Below are 16,540 nucleotides of genomic sequence, written 5' to 3'. Positions count from 1 at the left end.
CACATCCCCTTGGAGGGAATTGTTATGTCGTCGTGCGAAATTGCGCAGTCGAATGACCGTGGAAACAGCAAGAGCGCGAAGCTCGCCAGGCGGGCGATCTGCGCGGCGCAAGCTGTAGCTGAGTTGGGCGCCGGTCGTGTTGCCGATGATCGGCAGCGCAAGGCCTTGGCGGCGTTCCCGGGCTGGGGGCCGGTCTCGAAGTTGTTCGACGCGCAACCGTCCGGAGCGTGGGCAGCTTTGGCCGACGAGCTCGACGATGCGGCGGGTGAGGCGATGGCAAAGGCGGCACGCGTCGTCGACACCTCGTTTTTCACCCCGGCCGAGCTCGTTTCCCATATCTGGGGTGTGTTGCGGGCTGCAGGGTTCACCGGTGGATCTGTGCTCGACTTGGGTTGTGGATCCGGAAATTTCCTCACGCATGCGCCAGCGGACCTGCCTATTGAGTTGACCGGGGTTGAGGCCGACCCGATTTCAGCGCACATCGCGCGCGCGTTGCATCCCGGCGCGAACGTCATCACAGGCGATCTACAGGCGGTGTCGCTGCCGCACAAGCGGTTTGATGCCTGCGTAGGGAATGTGCCGTTCTCGGCCGCGCGCGTGCATGACGGCGCTATCGGCTTCTACGGTCCATTGCATGAGTATTTCGTCACGCGGGCCGTAACGGCGGTGCGCCCGGGCGGTTATGTGGTCGTGGTGACCTCGCGCCATGAACTGGATGCAACGCATGGGCTGTCGGCAGACATCGGGCGCCATGCTGACCTGCTCGCAGCGGTGCGGCTGCCCTCGGGGTACTTCCGAGAGTTCGGGACGGAGGTTGTTGCCGACGTCTTGGTCCTGCGGGTGCGTGACGGGGATGACGACGTGCACGGGTGGCACCCTGCAGGCGGGCAAGAGCGCACGCTGCTGACGGGCGAGTTAGGCCAGCGCTACGTGCGCGAGTTTGTGAGTGCGTTCTGGGACCAGCACCCGGAGCTGGTGGCCGGCGCAATGCGCCTGACCGGATTTGATCGCCTCCCGTTGGCGGTCGATACGGACAACCCTAGTGCTGCGGTCGCGTCGGCATTCGCGGCTGTAGGGCCTCTGTTGGTGCCGTACGCGGCCGGGGATCCGGCTGGGGTGGATCTGGCCGATATCCGGCTGACCGACGACCAGGGCCGCAAGCAGGGCTCATTGCATGTGGTTGACGGCCAGGTGGTCCGGGTGGTTGACGGAGACTTGGCGGTGCTCTCGCGGCCCAGCGCCGAATTGCGGGCGTTGATCGGCTTGCGCGACGCCGCTGTAGCGCTGGTGGAGGCCGAATCGGACTGGGACCGACCCGACGATGCGGTCGAACCCCTGCGGGTTGCCTGCCGTACGGCTTATGAGGCATATGTGGCCCGGTACGGGCCGCTCAACCGGGGCGCCGTCACAGAGGGCCGACCCGATCCGGAGACCGGGATGCCACGCCTGGGGTGGCGCACCCCACCGATGGGCGGGTTCCGGCGAGATCCAGATGCACCGATCGTGTTCGCATTGGAGCTGTTCGACCAAGACAGCGGCGGAGCGTCCCCGGCGCCGATTCTGACCCGCAGGGTCAACAAGCGGCCCGAGGCTGTCACGCGTGCCGGCGCGCCCGGTGAGGCGCTGGCGATCTGCCTGGGGGAGGGCCGCGGTCTGGATCTCGACCGGATCGGCGGACTTCTCGGTCTGACCGACCGCGAAGAGGTGTTCGACGAGCTCGGCGACCTGGTCTATCGCGACCCCAGCCATGGTCGGGCCCTGATCGCCCGGGACTACCTGTGCGGGGATGTGCGGGCGAAGCTGCGTGAGGCGCTGGCGGCGGCGACGATGGACCCTCGATATGAGCGCAACGTGGCGGCGTTGCAGTCCGTGCAGCCGCCGTGGCTGGGACGTGAGGCCATCCGCATCGAACTGGGATCGCCATGGGTTACTGCTGTTGATATCGCGACATTCTGCGCTGAGGTGTTCGGGGCGAGGGCGCGCGTGGAACACGTTGCCCCGCTGGCGGCGTGGGAGATCACCGGTCGGGGGCAGCTGGCACCCGAGGCGCGTATCGAGTACTGCAGTCCGCGCATGGACGCGTTCGACCTGCTGCAGACCGGGCTCAACGGTGCGGCTCCGGTGGTGTGGGATGAGATTTACGACGAGGAAACGCGCACACATCGCAAGGTGCGCAACGCCGACGCCACCGAGGCTGCCGAGCAGAAGCTTTTGGTGCTCCAAGAGCGATTCTCGCTGTGGGTGTGGGAGAACGGCGAGCGTGAGCAGCGCATTGTGGAGCAGTACAACCGGACCATGAATGCGCACGTGTTGCGCAGCCATGATGGTTCGCACTTGACATTCCCGGGGCTGGCCGACGGGATCGAATTGTGGCCGTGGCAACGCGACTTTGTTGACCGGGGCGTATCCACTCCAAGTGTTTACTGTGCACACGAGGTAGGTCTCGGAAAAACCTTGACGGCAATAACTTTGGCGATGACGCTACGTCAGTTTGGGTTAGCTAACAGGCCCGCGCTGATCGTACCATTGCACCTCATAGAGCAAGCCACCCGCCAGTGCTACCAGGCGTGGCCGGCGGGCCGGTTTTTGATCGTGACCCGTGATGATCTGCACGGTGACGCGCGGCGGCAGTTTGTCGCCCGGTGCGCCACTGGGGACTGGGATCTGGTGATCATGACTCACGAAACGTTCTCGTCGCTTCCGGTGCCGGCCACTGTGGAGCGGGCCTGGTTGGAGGACCAGCTGGGCGAGCTGGAGAACTTTGCGCGGTCCGAGGGGTACACCGGTAAGCGGATCGCTGCTGCTGTGCGCTCGTTGGAGGGGCGGATTAAGCGGCTACGGTCATCGGTCAACGACCCGCGCGCGATCACGTTCAAGAGTCTGGGTCTGGACTATCTGATCGTTGACTTAACCGACCTACCTTATTGCCGTTCGTGTCGTTCGTCGAAATGTGTGGTCGGGAAGGTACCGTCTGCTTAACCAAATTCGCATTCAATGTTCGTAACGTCTGCGGTAGGTGGTGGATTGTGGCGGGTCGTCTGGTGGTTGGGCTCCGTGTGCAGGAGATTACGCGAGGTGATGGACGCCGCGCCTATACGATTCTCGATGGCGTCGGCGCGGTTTATGGTGTCGCGGATGGCTACCTGCGCAGGTGCGCCGGTGGCACGGACCGCACATACGCGTATCTGTTGGTTGATCATCTGCGGTGGCTGGAATTCGAGTCTCTGACAACGGAAACGGTGCAGCTGCGGGATTTGCAGCGTTACATGGGTGCCGTCGGCGCGGAGTACCACGGCCCGTTCGGCTGTCCGTGGCGCACCGACAAACGTCCCTATAGCCAGGGCACATTGGAGACGGCCGCGGCCTGCCTAAAAGGTATGTATCTGTACCAGGGCTCGCGAGGCGTACGTTCCGACCTTGCCAAGGAGCTCGAACACACACGACTGCCGACGACAGCAGACCGGCGGCGAATCTTCCTAGGCCACACGGTCAATGAGATGTCATCTAACCCATTGACACCGGCGAAGACGGTGCGACGGCGTCATCCGAAGCTGCCACCGGAGGATGCACGTGGTCATCTTGTAGATGCTGTGTCGAGCGCGCGCGATCGGATGGTGGTGACCTGGTTGGCCGACGGCGGTTTCCGCATCGGCGAATTGTGCGGTCTGCACTTGATAGATCTCCATCTGCGTGAAGGTGCTGGCTGCGGGCAATGCCGGTCGCGGCATGTCCATATCTGTCACCGGGAGACCAACCCGAACGGGGCGCGAGCGAAAACCAAGCACCCGTGGCGAATTGACGGAGGCACCGTGCACGGTGGATTGATCCGGCGTGCCAGTCCGGCCATGGTGCACGCCTATTTCGAGTACCTGACGACCGAATACCCCTCGGATGTGGAGCACGGAATGTTGTTGGTGCAGTTGCACGGAGCCAATCGGGGCGAGCCATTAGCGGCGGCTGCGGTGCGGGGGATGCTGGCACGTGCCAGCAAGCGGGCTGATGTGGGAAAGGTTCGGCCGCATGCGTTTCGGCACCAGTTCGCCACCGATGTGCTCGAGGCGTCGGGCGGCAACAGCATTATTGCGCGTGATGCCGGCGGTTGGGCATCGGCGACGACGGTCGAGCAGGTGTACGGCCACGCCGACATCGACGACCCGACCTTTTCGGCGGCTCTGGACCATGTGTGGGGCCGGACAAAATGATCCCGTTGACCCTGGTACCCGACGAGAGCGAAAGCCGGGCCACGCGTGACCGTTTGGAGCTACTGACTGCCCTGATCTCGGCGCCGGGGTTCGATCCGCTCTATCGGGACGACGTGATTGTCATCCCGCGCGATCATCTGGTCTATGGGTGGGGGTGTGCGGTCGCCAATTGTGAGCGGCCCCGCCGCAGCCACAGTGCGCGGGTATGTGAACGCCACCATCAGGAGTGGCTGCAGGCTCAGGCTTCGGGTGTCACGTTGGGTGTGTTCGTTGCCGCCGCGCAGCCGTTGACGGCGCGCTTGGGTGCCGGCCTGGAGATGTGTCGAATCTGCAATGATCGGGCTGTTTTTCACCGCGACACGCGGTTGTGCAAGCGCCACTATCAGTCCTGGTGGCGCCGCTTCACCGCGGACGGGGACGCGGATTTCGATCACTGGCTGCAGGCCCAACATTCCTACCCGAGCTACGGGGTTTGTCGGTGCATGGTGTGCTCGGACCCGGCAGCCAGTCCGTTGGGGTTGTGCCAGCAACACGGCGACCGCTACAAACAGGCCGGTAAACCCGGCGGTGCGCGGTTGCCCGACAGTTGGGCGTTGAGTCTGGAGCCCAAAGGTTTGCCGGTACCGGTGTCCTACGACGACCCCATCCTCTTTGGCCAATGGTGTGCGCAGGCTAACCCGGTCTACCGGTCCGGGGTGATCAACCTGATCGGGTTGGCTCCGATGCTCAAGGCCGAATTCCAATGGGGCTTGCACGCGCACTGCCAGGACCGCGATCCCACGGCGTGGGAGGTCTTCGAAATTCAGCGGCTGGTGAACGTCTGCCGGCGGCTAGGTTGTGTGTCGTTGGCCGATCACGACGGGCAGCGATGGACCGACGTCGATGGGAAATCGGTTCTGGACGCCCGTATTTCGCAGATCGGCCGCGAAATCATCGACTCGTTGCGGATGGTGTATTACAGTCCGGCCGATACCCGGGAGGCCGGATTCATCGAGACCCATCATTTCGGCCGACGCTTCCCGGTGTTGCGCAGCAAGTTCGATTTGACCACTGTTCCGCAACGCTGGCTGCGCGATCTGCTGTGGGACCATTTGGCCGAACTGCTGCGATCGGAACGGCCGCCCCGCAGCCGCGGCCCGCTCGACGCGTTGCGCCGCGGGGCCGTGGAACTCGGCGCCTACCTGGAACTCAACGCTGCACAGGGAGGTCACGTCCCGGCGCTGCTGACAGCGCAGGATGCGCAGGGCTTCGTCGCCGATCAGCGTCATCGCGAGCAGCATGGCCTGGTATCGCTGGGCATGGTGCGCCAAGACGGCAAACCCTCGATCGTCACCAACGTGACCCGCCGGCTGGTCTTCAACGCCATCCGCAAATTGCTGTACCGCGCACTGGAATCCGGCCGCGCCGCCGAGATTGAACTCAAGCGCGATTTTATCGTCGAATTCCCGGCCGGTGGCCCTGACCCGAAGACATCCCGCAGTCCGTTCAGCGACGACGTCGCGCAGGCCCTCGCCGATGACACGAATCTCGCGGCGTTCGCGGCTACCTACGATCCTCACGATCGGGGTCTGCGCGATGTGTGGGAAGCCATTGTGGTCACGGGCCGGCGCTGCGGGGAGGTTCTCACGCTGCGGTTGGACTGCATCGGGCGGTATGGGCAGCTGCCGATGCTCTGGCACGACCAGACCAAGGTCGGCAACTACAACGAAGGGATCCGCATCCCCGAACCACTCTTCGTGCGAATCGAAGAACGCCGCACCAAGACGATTGCCAGGTTCGAACGCCGCCACGGCCGCCTGCCCACCCCGGCGGAGCGATCGGTGATGGCGCTGTTTCCCTCCAACGTGCGCAATCGCGCCGAAACCCGTTCGATCTCCTACGGATTCTTCAGCCGTAGCTTCAAGGAATGGGTGGCTGAGTTGGCCCTGCCTCGGACCGTTGCGCACCAGGCTCGCCATACGCTGGCCACCAACCTGCTGCGGGCCGGGGCGAGCCTGGCGCACATCCGCCGGTATCTGGGCCAGGTCAGTGACCGCATGGCTGAGCATTACGTCACTGTGGCCCACTCCGATTTGGAGGACATCCTGGCGTGCGTGTGGGTCACCGGACCGGCCACTGCCAACCCCGGTGAAATGCTGTCCGACGAGCGACCGTTGACCCGCGAGCACGCGATGGCGATTGCCGTCGACCTGTCCCGACGCAGCACACCGGCCGAAGGTGGGTTCTGCACCTTCCAGCCGGTGGTCAATGGTGCGGCCTGCCCCTGGAACCTGGACTGCCACAATTGCGACAAATTTGTTCTGTCGGGCGCGGATCTGCTGTATTGGCGTAGAAAGCAACAGCAATGGCGCTCGATCGCTGAGCGTGCACCCGACGAAGCGACCGCCAACTATCTGCACGACGTCTTCGAACCGACCGCCCGGGCCATCGCCGGACTGGAACGCGCACTAGCTGGCCTTGGCCTGCTTGACGAGGCCCTCAGCCTCGATCTGCGCCGCCCGCAGGACTACTTCCACCGGGTGTGGAGTACGAACTTTCCGGTCGCTGACCTCACCACCCTTGATGGCGCTGACGATCCTGACGGGCAGGAGATCGCCTAACTATGGCAGGCCCCACATCGAGTCGCACCGCGGCCGCGCTACAGTCCCGCCGCACCGCGGCCGCCGCCATGGTCGAGCGTGTGCACGATGCGCTGCGACACATGAAACGCGAACAAATGGACATCACCGCCGCGGCCGTGGCGCGACGCGCAAACGTATCGCGCACATTCCTCTACCAAAATGCGGCAGCACGCCAAGCCGTCGCTGAGGCCATCGCCGAGACGACCGATCGCCATGCACGAGCACAATCCGAGAGAGACAAGCAAACGGCGGCGACATGGCGTGAACGCGCACTCAACGCCGAAGAACAACTCACGTGTCTGAACCGTGAAATCATTAAACAGCGCAACACCATTGGTGACCTCCTCGGCAAAATCCGTGACCTCGAAGCTGACCTACCCGAAGACGGCGTGCAACGGCTGATCACCGAGCGCACCACCCTCAAGCGCCAAATCCAAGACCTCACCCACGAAAAGAACCGACTCAACGAGCGACTCCACGCAGCGCGCGACAACAATCGATTCCTGGATAACCGAATCGCTGACCTCGAGGCTCAACTCATCGACCGATCCGTTGTGCGGGACAACGCTTGACCACCCGTCGATGCGACCAACTCCGGAAATTGGTCTATCGAGGAAGTCGCTGTTCTAATTGGGCCCTAGCCGTGGTCCTCAATGATCAGGGCGACCACTTCGCTGAGATGGGATGAATCGGAGTTCCGTTCTGGCTACGTTGCCAAACGCGTTGTGCTCGATGGAAAGCCCCCCACCGGCCCGGTTCAACGCAAATCGCCGCTACAGCGATGGCTGCATCGCAGGCTCTCGACGTCAGGCATGCATTGCCCGAGGGCATCGTTAATTGATTGAGACAGTCTGTGAGCTTCGCAGCCATATCTGGGTGCGTGCCGGTTTCATCGGTAATTTGGTTCGGTGGTGCTCACGCGAGGAATTGTTCAACTGCCTGTAGTGCGTGATCCTGGTAGCCCAGATTGCCCAATGCGGGATAGATGTACTCCTGGTTGGTGACCGGACCGGTCAGCGTCTTGGCGTGGCTCGCGTAGAACAGCCCAGTTTTGAGTTCGGGATTGGTCAGGGCTTTGACCATCCGTTCGCCGCCCGCAGGCAAAGGATGTGCGAGACCGAATAACGGTGCGACGTACGGAAACACGAACCGCGCGCCGAGCGTGCGTGCGAGCAATCCGCTGTGGTCGAGTGCGCCGGTACCGCTGGTATTGCCGGGGCTCATCGTTAGGAGGCGCAGATTCGGATGGCGGCGTGCTGATGCGGCCATCCAGGCGGCTCCGAGGAACTTTACGTATGCATAGGCGTGCAATGGGTTTCGCGTGCGCCCTTCGAAGAAGGACCCGTCGATTACGGCCGCGTATTCATCAACGGAGTGCTGCTGGAATGCAGGCCGCGTAATTCGTAGCGCGGGTACGCCGCGGGCGGCTTCGCTGCCGGCCAGCACCCCGGTATTGAGGAGTGCTCCCGAGTCAATCAGCGCTGCCAAGAGCGCGGCGTGGCCGCCGATATTATCGGCGAAGATTCTGGTCATGCCTGTATCGGTCCGTTGAAACGGCATGTTGCCTCCGGTGCCTCCGGCGTTGAGCAGGACACCATGGAGAGGATTATCGAGGGCCTGGACCAGGCGCTGTGCAGATTCCGGGTTCGCAGCGTCGAAATCGACGGTGATGAATCGTGTGTAGCCGGTCAGAGCTTGCAGCTCCGATCGTGCTCGCTGCGCCTTGACGCGGTTGCGGCAGGCCAGGTAAATCGCCGAATAGTTGCCGTGCACCGCCAGTTGGCGGGCTGATTCACGGCCGATTCCAGAGTTGGCGCCTGTGATAAGTACTGCGTTTTGCATACTGGTTCCTTAACGGCTGATGGATGGCGAGACCAGACTACGCACCAACTGTACTTATTAGTACATAGTCCTGCGATGGTCCGCGCACCGAATCGAGACTGCTCCAAAGGCAAGCTCCCATCAGGCGCTCGCGGGGCAGCCGGAGCGTGACAGTCGCCGATGGAAGGTGCGGCTTGCTGTTTGCGATGCTGCCGCGTCGACGAATGCCCACGATGCCATCGAGCTGGACTCTCAATCGAAACGTCCTATCGGACGGGATTTTCCCGGCACTACGTCCACGGACGGGATCGGCATCTCGAGCACTGACTTCTGAATCTGTGACGTCGAGGTCACCGAAATCAACTGCACCGCTTTAACTTCCACAAAAACTCGGTTACCGCATCACTGATCGTTATATACCGAAGTCAAGCTGTGTCATAGTTGAGCTAGTTCAGCTGGATTCCAACCCACGCATCGACGATGCCGGGGTGTATGGCTTACTGCTGTGCGTCTATGAACGCGGCTAGTTGGGTGAGGTTGGGGCCGGTGGCTTCGGGGGTTGTGGGTAGGCGTTCGGTTGGGGCGTTGGTTCGATTTACCCAGAATGTGCGGTAGCCGAATGTGCTGGCGCCGGCTGAGTCCCAGCCGCCGTGTGCGCTGAAGGCGATTTGTGTGCGCGGAAGCCCGAATGCATCAACTCCCATCTGGTATGCGCGGGGGTCGGGTTTGAATGCTTGGACGCGGTCGGTGCTTAGGTGTGGGTCGAACACCCCTTCGAGTTCGGCGTTCGTGACCCAGGAGTCGAGCATGGTGGTGGTGGCGTCGGACAGGAACGCGAGGTGTAGTCCGCTCTCTTTGAGCGCGTGCAGCGCGGCCGGGGCTTCTGGCCAGGGTGTCAGTTGGAGCCATGAGTTCATCAGCTGTTCGCGACCGGCGGGGCTGAGTTGCAGACCGGACTGCTGTACGGCGAATTCGAGTGCGTCTTGGGTGATCGTCCAGAAGTTGGTGTACGTGCCTGTCAAGGTGCGTAGCCAGGTGTATTCGAATTGCCGGGTACGCCAGGTGTCGATCAATGTGGTTCCCGTGCCGGGAAATACGTCCTCGGCGGCGGCATCGACCGCGCGGCGGTCGAACACGGTGAAAGCGTCGAATGCAACAGCCCGAATGGGACCGGGTGGGCTGGGAGCAGCCGTGGCGAACGACGCTTGGCTTACGCCCAGGCCTGCTGCGGCCGCGAGCCCGAGGAGGCCCCGGCGTGATACGGGGGCCTTCATGCGCCGTCGGCAAGTGGTAGCCGCACCTCGAAGCGCGCTCCGTTGTCGAGGTTGTGCGCCGAGAGGGTGCCGCGGTGGGCCTGTACAAGGCCCGCGGCGATGGCCAGTCCCAGACCTGAGCCGCTTGGCAGCGATGAATCTGCCCGCGGCACACGGCCGTTCGAGCCGCGGTAGGCGACGTCGAACACTCTGGCTAGATCCGCCTCATCAATGCCGACACCGGTGTCGTCGACGCGGGCCCAGGCGCCGTCGGCGTCGCGGCCCAGCGTCAGTTCGACGCGTCCGCCTTCGGGGGTGTGGGCGATGGCGTTGGCCACCAGGTTGGAAAGCACCCGCACCAGCGCCCGGTCGCTGCCGATCACCCGGACAGGTTCAGCCGGCAGCTGGGCCGCCAACTGCACCCCGGCGCGCTCTGCGGCGATCCGGTGCGCAGCCAATACATCATCGACGACTTCGTCGAGTGCGACGGTGTCGTGCGCCGGTTGCACTGCGCCGGCATTGATCTTCGACATCTCGAAAAGGTCATCGACCATCTCGGACAACCGAATCGATTCCTGTTCAATGTGTTTGGCGTGGGCACGCACCTCTGCGGTATCCACAACACCGTCGGAGATCGCTTCGGATACCGCGCGGATGCCCGCCAGCGGGGTGCGCAGGTCGTGGCTGACGAACGCCACCAGCCGGCGCCGGGACTGTTCAGCGGCGCGTTCGGATGCGCGAATCTCCTGCTCCCACACGGTGCGGCGGGCTTGGTAGCGGGCCAACATGACCGCAGCTGGAATGGTCACCACCGCGACGATCACCAATACCACCGCAATCCGTTCGAAGGTCTCGGTGATCATGAAACCGCTGGCTCCCAAGACCCCGGTGAAGGTGGCCAGGGTGGGAATCAGCACGAGCGCCACCATGCTGACCGCCAGTGACCAGGATCGGGCGAGCCGGATGAGCACGGCGCCGGTGATTACCACCGGCACCGAGCAGGCCAATGCCCAGCCGATGATTTCCCACAGATCAGTCGCCTGCATGATCTCCTCCCCACATGTAGCCGCGACCCCACACCGTCTGAATCCGGTGTGCGTCACCGAGTTTGGCGCGCAGGCGTTTGATGTGCACCGTCACTGTCGACAGATCGCCGAAGTCCCACTGCCACACCAGTTTCAGCAGCTGCTCACGCGAGTAGACGGTGTCTGGATGGGTGAGCAGGAAGACAATCAGATCGAATTCGCGGTTGGTCAGGCTCACCGCGGCACCGTTGACGGTCACCGCGTGCGCGGCGGTCGATATCTGCAGCGCGCCGGTGGTGATCTCCAGCGGTTCAACGACCGCGCGCGCCGGCGTGCGGCGCAGCACGGAACGAACACGGAGCGCGAGTTCACGCGGACTGAACGGTTTGGTGAGATAGTCATCGGCACCGGCCTCCAGACCGGCGATCCGGTCGTCCTCCTCGCCGAGCGCGGTCAACAGGATCACCGGCAGTCCGTACCCGTCGCCGCGGCGCATGCTGCGGCACAGCGTCAGCCCGTCCGGTCCGGGCATCATCACGTCCAGCACCGCCATGTCGATGTGCTGCGAATCCAGCAGCGTCAATGCCTCGTGGCCGTCGCGTGCAGTACTGACGTCGTGGCCGTCGCGCTCCAGATACCGGCGCACGACATCCCGCACGATCGGATCGTCGTCGGCGATCAAAACCCTCGTCACACCAGACAGCGTAGTCGGCCGATAGCCCGTTACCTGGCCCCTACCAGCACCTATGTCACGAATTCGTCATCATTGCACCCTGGCGAGGGCGCCCGCTGCGCCTTACGGTCGGGTTATGTCCAGCACTGCGATCACAGTGATCCTGCCCTGTTTAAACGAGGCGGAGTCACTGCCCGCGATCCTGGCCGCCCTACCCGACGGGTACCGCGCGCTGGTGGTCGACAACAACAGCACCGACGGCACCGCAGCGGTGGCGCGGGCGCACGGCGCCGAGGTAGTCACCGAATGTCAACCCGGCTACGGCGCCGCGGTCCACGCCGGGGTGCTGGCGGCGCGGACACCCACCATCGCGGTGCTCGACGCCGACGGGTCCTTGGACCCGCGGTCGTTGCCATACCTGGTTGAGGCTGTGGATCGCGGTGCCGATCTGGCCGTCGGGCGGCGCCGCGCGGTGCCCGGACTGCGGTGGCCGTGGCACGCCCGGCTGGGCACCGCAGTGATCTGCTGGCGGCTACGGAGGAAGTATCGCCTTGCGGTGCACGATATCGCGCCGATGCGGGTGGCGCGCCGCGACGCGCTTGTGGAACTTGACGTGCGCGACCGGCGGTGCGGGTATCCGCTGGAACTGTTGGTGCGCGCCGCGCAGGTCGGTTGGCAGGTGGCCGAAAGCGATGTTAGCTACGGCCCGCGCACCGGCGGCCGATCGAAGGTGAGCGGCTCATTGCGCGGCAGTTTCCATGCTGCACTGGATTTTTGGCGAGTCCTCTCATGACGATTCCGGTGACCGTCCTGGTAATGGCCAAGGCGCCGGTACCCGGGCTGGCCAAGACGAGATTGGCGCCCGATCTGGGGGTTGGCGGTGCAGCCGACGTCGCGGCCGCGGCACTGCTGGACACGCTGGATGCGGTCGCGGCCGCACCCGTGGCCTCGCGCGTGGTGGCCATGACGGGAGACGTGGGCGCGGCGCGGGCGGCCGCAGAAATTCGGGAACGGCTCGCCACGTTCACCGTGATACCGCAGCGCGGACAAGATTTCGGTGACCGGTTGGCCAACGCCCACCACGACGCAGCCGCCGCCGGCTACCCCGTGGTGCAGATCGGCATGGACACCCCGCAGATCAGCGCGACACTGCTCGCCGACTGCGCCCGCCGTCTGCTGCGCACGGACGCGGTGCTAGGGCCGGCCAGCGATGGTGGTTGGTGGTTGCTCGGGCTGCGCAACATACTTGGCGCCGATTGCTTGCGCACCGTACCGATGTCGCAACCTGATACGGGTGCGCTGACGTTGCACGCGCTGGCGTCAGCCGGACTGTCCGTGGGCCTGGTGACCAAGCTGACTGACGTGGACGTCGTCGATGACATCGCCGCCGTGCAGCGTGTGTGCTCGGCCGATAGCCGATTCCGGCGGCTGACCGCCGCGATCGAGGCGTGACATGTTCGGGAACCTCTATGAGCGTGCCCTGGTAGGTGAGCGGTGCTGGATCCGGCATGACGACGGCACCCGCCAGCGGTTGCCGGTACACAACTGGCTGGGCGGTCGCCGTGCGGACCGGCAGTTCGACCGGGCGGTGCTGGCCCTGTGCCACGGGCCGACCATCGACTTGGGCTGCGGCCCGGGCCGATTGGTAGCCGATCTCATCCGGCGCGGTGTGCCAGCCCTGGGCGTGGACCAGTCCGCCACCGCCGTGGAACTCGCGCGGCGCAGCGGCGCCCCGGCATTGCGCCGCGATGTGTTCGACCCGCTCCCCGGCACCGGCCGGTGGCAGACGGTACTGCTGGCCGACGGCAACGTCGGGCTCGGTGGTGACCCGATCCGGGTGCTGCGCCGCGCCGCCGACCTGCTCCGGCGCGGCGGATCGTGCATCGCCGAATTCGACTCGGCCCCATGCGGAGTCAAGACGCAGTGGGTGCGGCTGGAATCGTCGCGGACGGTCGGACCGTGGTTCCGGTGGGCCACGGTGGGGGTGGACAGCGCGGAACGCGTCGCCGGTGACGCCGGCCTGACGGTACTGGACATGCATCCGGTCGGCGACCGGATGCTCGCCAGTCTGGCCCAGCGATGAATGCGTCGGGACTGCGTAGCACCGCGGTGACCGCGCGGGTCGGCATGATGCTCGGCATCGCCGTCGGCGTGTGCTTCCTGACCGGTCTGGTCAGTCACCTCATCCAGCATCCGCAACCCTGGTTCTACTGGCCCGCGCACCCGGCGTGGCTGTACCGGGTGACCCAGGGACTCCATGTCGCTTCGGGTATCGCCGCTATCCCGCTGACGGTCGTAAAGCTGTGGTCGGTGTGGCCCAAGCTGTTTGAACGCCCGATTATCGGTGGCCTCACGCGGCAGCTGGAGCGCCTGTCGATCCTGGTGCTCGTCGGGGCGATCTTGTTCGAGCTGTCCACCGGGTTGTTGAACATTGCGCAGTGGTACGTGTTCCGATTCTTCTTCACCACAACGCATTACGCAGTGGCCTACCTCGCGGCGGGCGCGGTACTAGTGCACCTCGCGGTCAAGCTGCCGGTGATCCGACGCGCTCTCGGCGAACCGCTCGACGAACTGTCCACCGCCGCGGTCGGCCCGACCCGGCGCACGGTACTGCGCGGCACCGGATTGGCGGTCGCGGCAGCGACCGTGGCCACGGCCGGCCAGACCGTACCGTGGCTGCGCCGGATGTCGGTTCTCGCGCCGCGCTCCGGCCAAGGGCCACAAGGTATTCCGGTGAACCGAACCGCGGTTGCAGCTGGCGTGCTGCAGACCGCGGCCTCACCGCAGTACCGCTTGACGGTGACCAACGGTGCGCTCAGCCGCGCCTTTTCGGTGTCCGAGCTGAACGCCCTGCCGCAGCAGACCTTCCATCTGCCGATCGCCTGCGTCGAGGGTTGGAGCGCCGACGCCGCATGGACCGGTGTGGTGCTGGCGGACCTGATCGCCATGGTCGGAGGGTCCCGCGACGCCGATGTGCGGATGGTGTCATTGGAGCCACCCGGGCCGTATTCGCGCACCGTGCTCCCGGCCGGGCATGCTCACGACGGCCAGACCCTGATCGCGCTGAAACTCAACGGCGACACGCTACATCCCGATCACGGCTATCCGTGCCGGCTCATTGCACCGTCGCGGCCCGGAGTGCTGCAGACCAAATGGCTGTCCCGGATCGAGGTGCTGCCATGAGGGTGCTGCTGTTCATGTCCGGTCTGGCCCTTGCCGGTTACGGCGCGGTCCTGGTGTCGGAGAACCCACCGGTGATCATCATGCGCATCGTGGTCTGGGCGTTGGTGGCGGTGGCGCTCCATGATGTGGTGTTCGCGCCACTGTGCGCGGCGATGGGTCTTTCGTCTCGCCGGGTGCTGCCGACGGTGTGGCAGGCACCCGGCGCGGTGGCCGCGTTGTGCACGGTGGTGCTGGTGCTGCTCGCCATCCCGGTGTTCGACAAACCCGGGGCGTCTCTGGACAACGCCACCGTTCTCGATCGGGATTACCATGCTGGACTGTGGATTTCGATCGCGGTGGTGTGGGCGTGTGTGCCCGGTTATCTGGTGGGTCGGCGGTTTCTACCAGTTCGTCATAATCAGGTGGTTGAGAGCAAGAGCGCCGACGACGTTGGCGACCAGCCACCAGCGTCGTGATCGCGCCGGCAGCAGGGCGCCCGCGGCGGTCAGCCAGACGGTGAACGGCAGCCAGATCCGTTCGGTCTCAGCCTTGCTCAGCATGCTCAGGTCCGCGCACATGATGGCTACCAACGAAGCCAGCACCAGCAGGTGCAGGCCGCTGCGCCGCCGCAGCGCGGCTCGGTTGAAGGCGAGGCTCAGCCCGGCGACGCTGCCGAGCCCGATGGCGCACACCACTGATGCCAGGTTGGCCCACGACCAGTACTGGAACGGCCGGTTCGTGGCGATACCCTGCCAATACCGTTGCTGCACCAAGATGTAACCGTCGATCCACCAGAATCCCGTGGCAGCGAACGCGCCGACCACCGCCAGCGTGGCGCCGACCGCGGGCAGCAGCACTCGGGTCACCACGCGCCGGCTAGGTGCGGTGCAGAGCACCGCGACCGCCGGTATCGCCATCAAGCCGAGGCCGTAGTTGAGGAAGATGCCCCAACCCAGCAGGAGCCCCGCGCCGGCGCCGGTGAGCGCGGGGCGCCGGTTGCGGGTGGCCAGTGCGAGCAGGGTGATACCCCACGCGGCGACGCCCGCGTAGTAGGCATCGGCTGAGACGGCGATCCAGATGGCGGTCGGTGCGACCGCGACGAACGGGGCGGCCGCACGGGCGGTGGTCTCATCGCACAGCGTGCGCAGCGTCACGACGATGGCCGCGGCGGCACTGGACCCGATCACCAGGCACCACAGCCCCGCCCACGCGCCCCCGCCCAGCCCCACACGATCCAGCCACACAAACGTCAACAGCGCTGCCGGTGGATGGCCGGAGACGTGGGTGATCCACGAGTGTGGCTGGAAGTCAAGGATTCTGGAGGAGAAGGTACGCAGCGCCTCGGGAATGTCGGTGACACTGGGAACCTGGCGCAGATATTCGTTAGGGGCGGTCAGGCGTCCGGCGAAACCGACCTGCCAGCCGTCGACCATCGACAGTGCGAACGCCCAGCCGCACGACACAGCCCACGCCGTCAGGGGCACCGCTCGCCACGGCAGCCGCGCGGCCACGGCCTGTCCCCACAGAACTGCCGCCAGCGCGATCAGCACCGCCGGCACTGTGCCCCAGCCGATGTGCGCGTTCCACCAACCGAAGATCGGAGCGGCCTGCGCGAAAGCGCGGATCTGCGCAGGTGTGCTGTTGATCAACGGGATAACACCGTCGAGGTGCATGCGCGGCACCATGAATGCCGCGACGACAAGCACCAGGCCGGCGATGGCTGCCGTCACTGTCCTACGACCGATATTCACGAGTCCCAGCCTAAAAGCACACGCAGAGATCA

Annotated in this window: 14 protein-coding genes; 9 read left to right on the top strand and 5 right to left on the bottom strand. The window is 64.9% G+C overall.

From position 1 onward, the window contains the following. Positions 1-24: 24 nt before the first annotated feature. From AC4LGL_RS27565 to AC4LGL_RS27550, 4 genes are read left to right on the top strand one after another with little or no spacing between them, the layout of a single operon-like run. Entirely contained in the window at positions 25-2,979 is a 2,955-nt protein-coding gene (locus AC4LGL_RS27565) for a DUF8437 domain-containing protein (protein ID WP_491841508.1), read from the top strand. Then, on the top strand, positions 2,934-4,202 hold the full coding sequence (locus AC4LGL_RS27560; protein ID WP_230589224.1) for a tyrosine-type recombinase/integrase: 1,269 nt from the start codon (positions 2,934-2,936) through the stop codon (positions 4,200-4,202). Before AC4LGL_RS27565 ends, AC4LGL_RS27560 begins: the two co-directional genes overlap by 46 nt. Positions 4,203-4,207: 5 nt before the next feature. After that, positions 4,208-6,802 carry a tyrosine-type recombinase/integrase gene (locus AC4LGL_RS27555; protein ID WP_205626366.1) on the top strand — a complete coding sequence of 865 codons (2,595 nt, stop codon included), beginning with the start codon at positions 4,208-4,210 and terminating at the stop codon, positions 6,800-6,802. A gap of 2 nt (positions 6,803-6,804) precedes the next feature. Then, positions 6,805-7,395, top strand: coding sequence for a DUF6262 family protein (locus AC4LGL_RS27550; protein ID WP_029374208.1), 591 nt, complete (start codon positions 6,805-6,807; stop codon positions 7,393-7,395). A 343-nt stretch (positions 7,396-7,738) separates the two neighbouring features. On the opposite strand, the gene AC4LGL_RS27545 is transcribed toward AC4LGL_RS27550, so the two are convergent. From AC4LGL_RS27545 to AC4LGL_RS27530, 4 genes are all read right to left on the bottom strand, one after another. Continuing rightward, positions 7,739-8,665 (bottom strand): SDR family NAD(P)-dependent oxidoreductase, encoded by a 927-nt coding sequence (locus tag AC4LGL_RS27545; RefSeq protein WP_064774192.1) that lies wholly within the window; start codon positions 8,663-8,665, stop codon positions 7,739-7,741. 476 nt (positions 8,666-9,141) lie between these two features. Continuing rightward, positions 9,142-9,918 (bottom strand): haloacid dehalogenase type II, encoded by a 777-nt coding sequence (locus AC4LGL_RS27540; protein WP_016343850.1) that lies wholly within the window; start codon positions 9,916-9,918, stop codon positions 9,142-9,144. Continuing rightward, on the bottom strand, positions 9,915-10,943 hold the full coding sequence (locus AC4LGL_RS27535) for a sensor histidine kinase (protein WP_016343851.1): 1,029 nt from the start codon (positions 10,941-10,943) through the stop codon (positions 9,915-9,917). The genes AC4LGL_RS27540 and AC4LGL_RS27535 overlap by 4 nt, the downstream gene beginning before the upstream one ends. Beyond that, a complete protein-coding gene (locus AC4LGL_RS27530) occupies positions 10,930-11,616 on the bottom strand; it encodes a response regulator transcription factor (RefSeq protein WP_016343852.1) in 687 nt (228 codons plus the stop codon). The genes AC4LGL_RS27535 and AC4LGL_RS27530 overlap by 14 nt, the downstream gene beginning before the upstream one ends. 115 nt (positions 11,617-11,731) lie before the next feature. Between AC4LGL_RS27530 and AC4LGL_RS27525 the strand changes: the two genes are divergently transcribed. Genes AC4LGL_RS27525 through AC4LGL_RS27505 form a run of 5 tightly spaced genes read left to right on the top strand, consistent with a single transcriptional unit; the run spans position 11,732 to position 15,233 of the window. Then, positions 11,732-12,388 (top strand): glycosyltransferase family 2 protein, encoded by a 657-nt coding sequence (locus AC4LGL_RS27525; RefSeq protein ID WP_095786048.1) that lies wholly within the window; start codon positions 11,732-11,734, stop codon positions 12,386-12,388. Next, complete coding sequence (locus tag AC4LGL_RS27520; RefSeq protein WP_016343854.1) at positions 12,385-13,047, top strand: TIGR04282 family arsenosugar biosynthesis glycosyltransferase; 663 nt, start codon at positions 12,385-12,387, stop codon at positions 13,045-13,047. The genes AC4LGL_RS27525 and AC4LGL_RS27520 overlap by 4 nt, the downstream gene beginning before the upstream one ends. Before the next feature lies 1 nt (position 13,048). Next, entirely contained in the window at positions 13,049-13,678 is a 630-nt protein-coding gene (locus AC4LGL_RS27515; protein WP_016343855.1) for a methyltransferase domain-containing protein, read from the top strand. Beyond that, a complete protein-coding gene (locus tag AC4LGL_RS27510) occupies positions 13,675-14,778 on the top strand; it encodes a molybdopterin-dependent oxidoreductase (RefSeq protein WP_016343856.1) in 1,104 nt (367 codons plus the stop codon). The genes AC4LGL_RS27515 and AC4LGL_RS27510 overlap by 4 nt, the downstream gene beginning before the upstream one ends. Continuing rightward, a complete protein-coding gene (locus AC4LGL_RS27505) occupies positions 14,775-15,233 on the top strand; it encodes a hypothetical protein (protein WP_016343857.1) in 459 nt (152 codons plus the stop codon). The genes AC4LGL_RS27510 and AC4LGL_RS27505 overlap by 4 nt, the downstream gene beginning before the upstream one ends. Here AC4LGL_RS27505 and AC4LGL_RS27500 read toward each other — a convergent pair. Continuing rightward, positions 15,159-16,508 carry a hypothetical protein gene (locus AC4LGL_RS27500; RefSeq protein WP_016343858.1) on the bottom strand — a complete coding sequence of 450 codons (1,350 nt, stop codon included), beginning with the start codon at positions 16,506-16,508 and terminating at the stop codon, positions 15,159-15,161. The two genes, AC4LGL_RS27505 and AC4LGL_RS27500, sit on opposite strands and share 75 nt — an antisense overlap. Positions 16,509-16,540 lie beyond the last annotated feature (32 nt).

The sequence above is a fragment of the Mycolicibacterium arcueilense genome, assembly GCF_058536225.1.
Note: the sequence above shows the minus strand (reverse complement) of the source record. Positions and strands in the feature narration are given on the sequence as shown.

What these genes read in the sequence shown, in the direction of transcription:
- AC4LGL_RS27535 (WP_016343851.1), bottom strand. Translation starts at nt 10,943, where the DNA reads ATGCAGGCGACTGATCTGTGGGAAATCATCGGCTGGGCATTGGCCTGC.
- AC4LGL_RS27565 (WP_491841508.1), top strand. Translation starts at nt 25, where the DNA reads ATGTCGTCGTGCGAAATTGCGCAGTCGAATGACCGTGGAAACAGCAAG.
- AC4LGL_RS27545 (WP_064774192.1), bottom strand. Translation starts at nt 8,665, where the DNA reads ATGCAAAACGCAGTACTTATCACAGGCGCCAACTCTGGAATCGGCCGT.
- AC4LGL_RS27550 (WP_029374208.1), top strand. Translation starts at nt 6,805, where the DNA reads ATGGCAGGCCCCACATCGAGTCGCACCGCGGCCGCGCTACAGTCCCGC.
- AC4LGL_RS27540 (WP_016343850.1), bottom strand. Translation starts at nt 9,918, where the DNA reads ATGAAGGCCCCCGTATCACGCCGGGGCCTCCTCGGGCTCGCGGCCGCA.
- AC4LGL_RS27505 (WP_016343857.1), top strand. Translation starts at nt 14,775, where the DNA reads ATGAGGGTGCTGCTGTTCATGTCCGGTCTGGCCCTTGCCGGTTACGGC.
- AC4LGL_RS27510 (WP_016343856.1), top strand. Translation starts at nt 13,675, where the DNA reads ATGAATGCGTCGGGACTGCGTAGCACCGCGGTGACCGCGCGGGTCGGC.
- AC4LGL_RS27520 (WP_016343854.1), top strand. Translation starts at nt 12,385, where the DNA reads ATGACGATTCCGGTGACCGTCCTGGTAATGGCCAAGGCGCCGGTACCC.
- AC4LGL_RS27525 (WP_095786048.1), top strand. Translation starts at nt 11,732, where the DNA reads ATGTCCAGCACTGCGATCACAGTGATCCTGCCCTGTTTAAACGAGGCG.
- AC4LGL_RS27515 (WP_016343855.1), top strand. Translation starts at nt 13,049, where the DNA reads ATGTTCGGGAACCTCTATGAGCGTGCCCTGGTAGGTGAGCGGTGCTGG.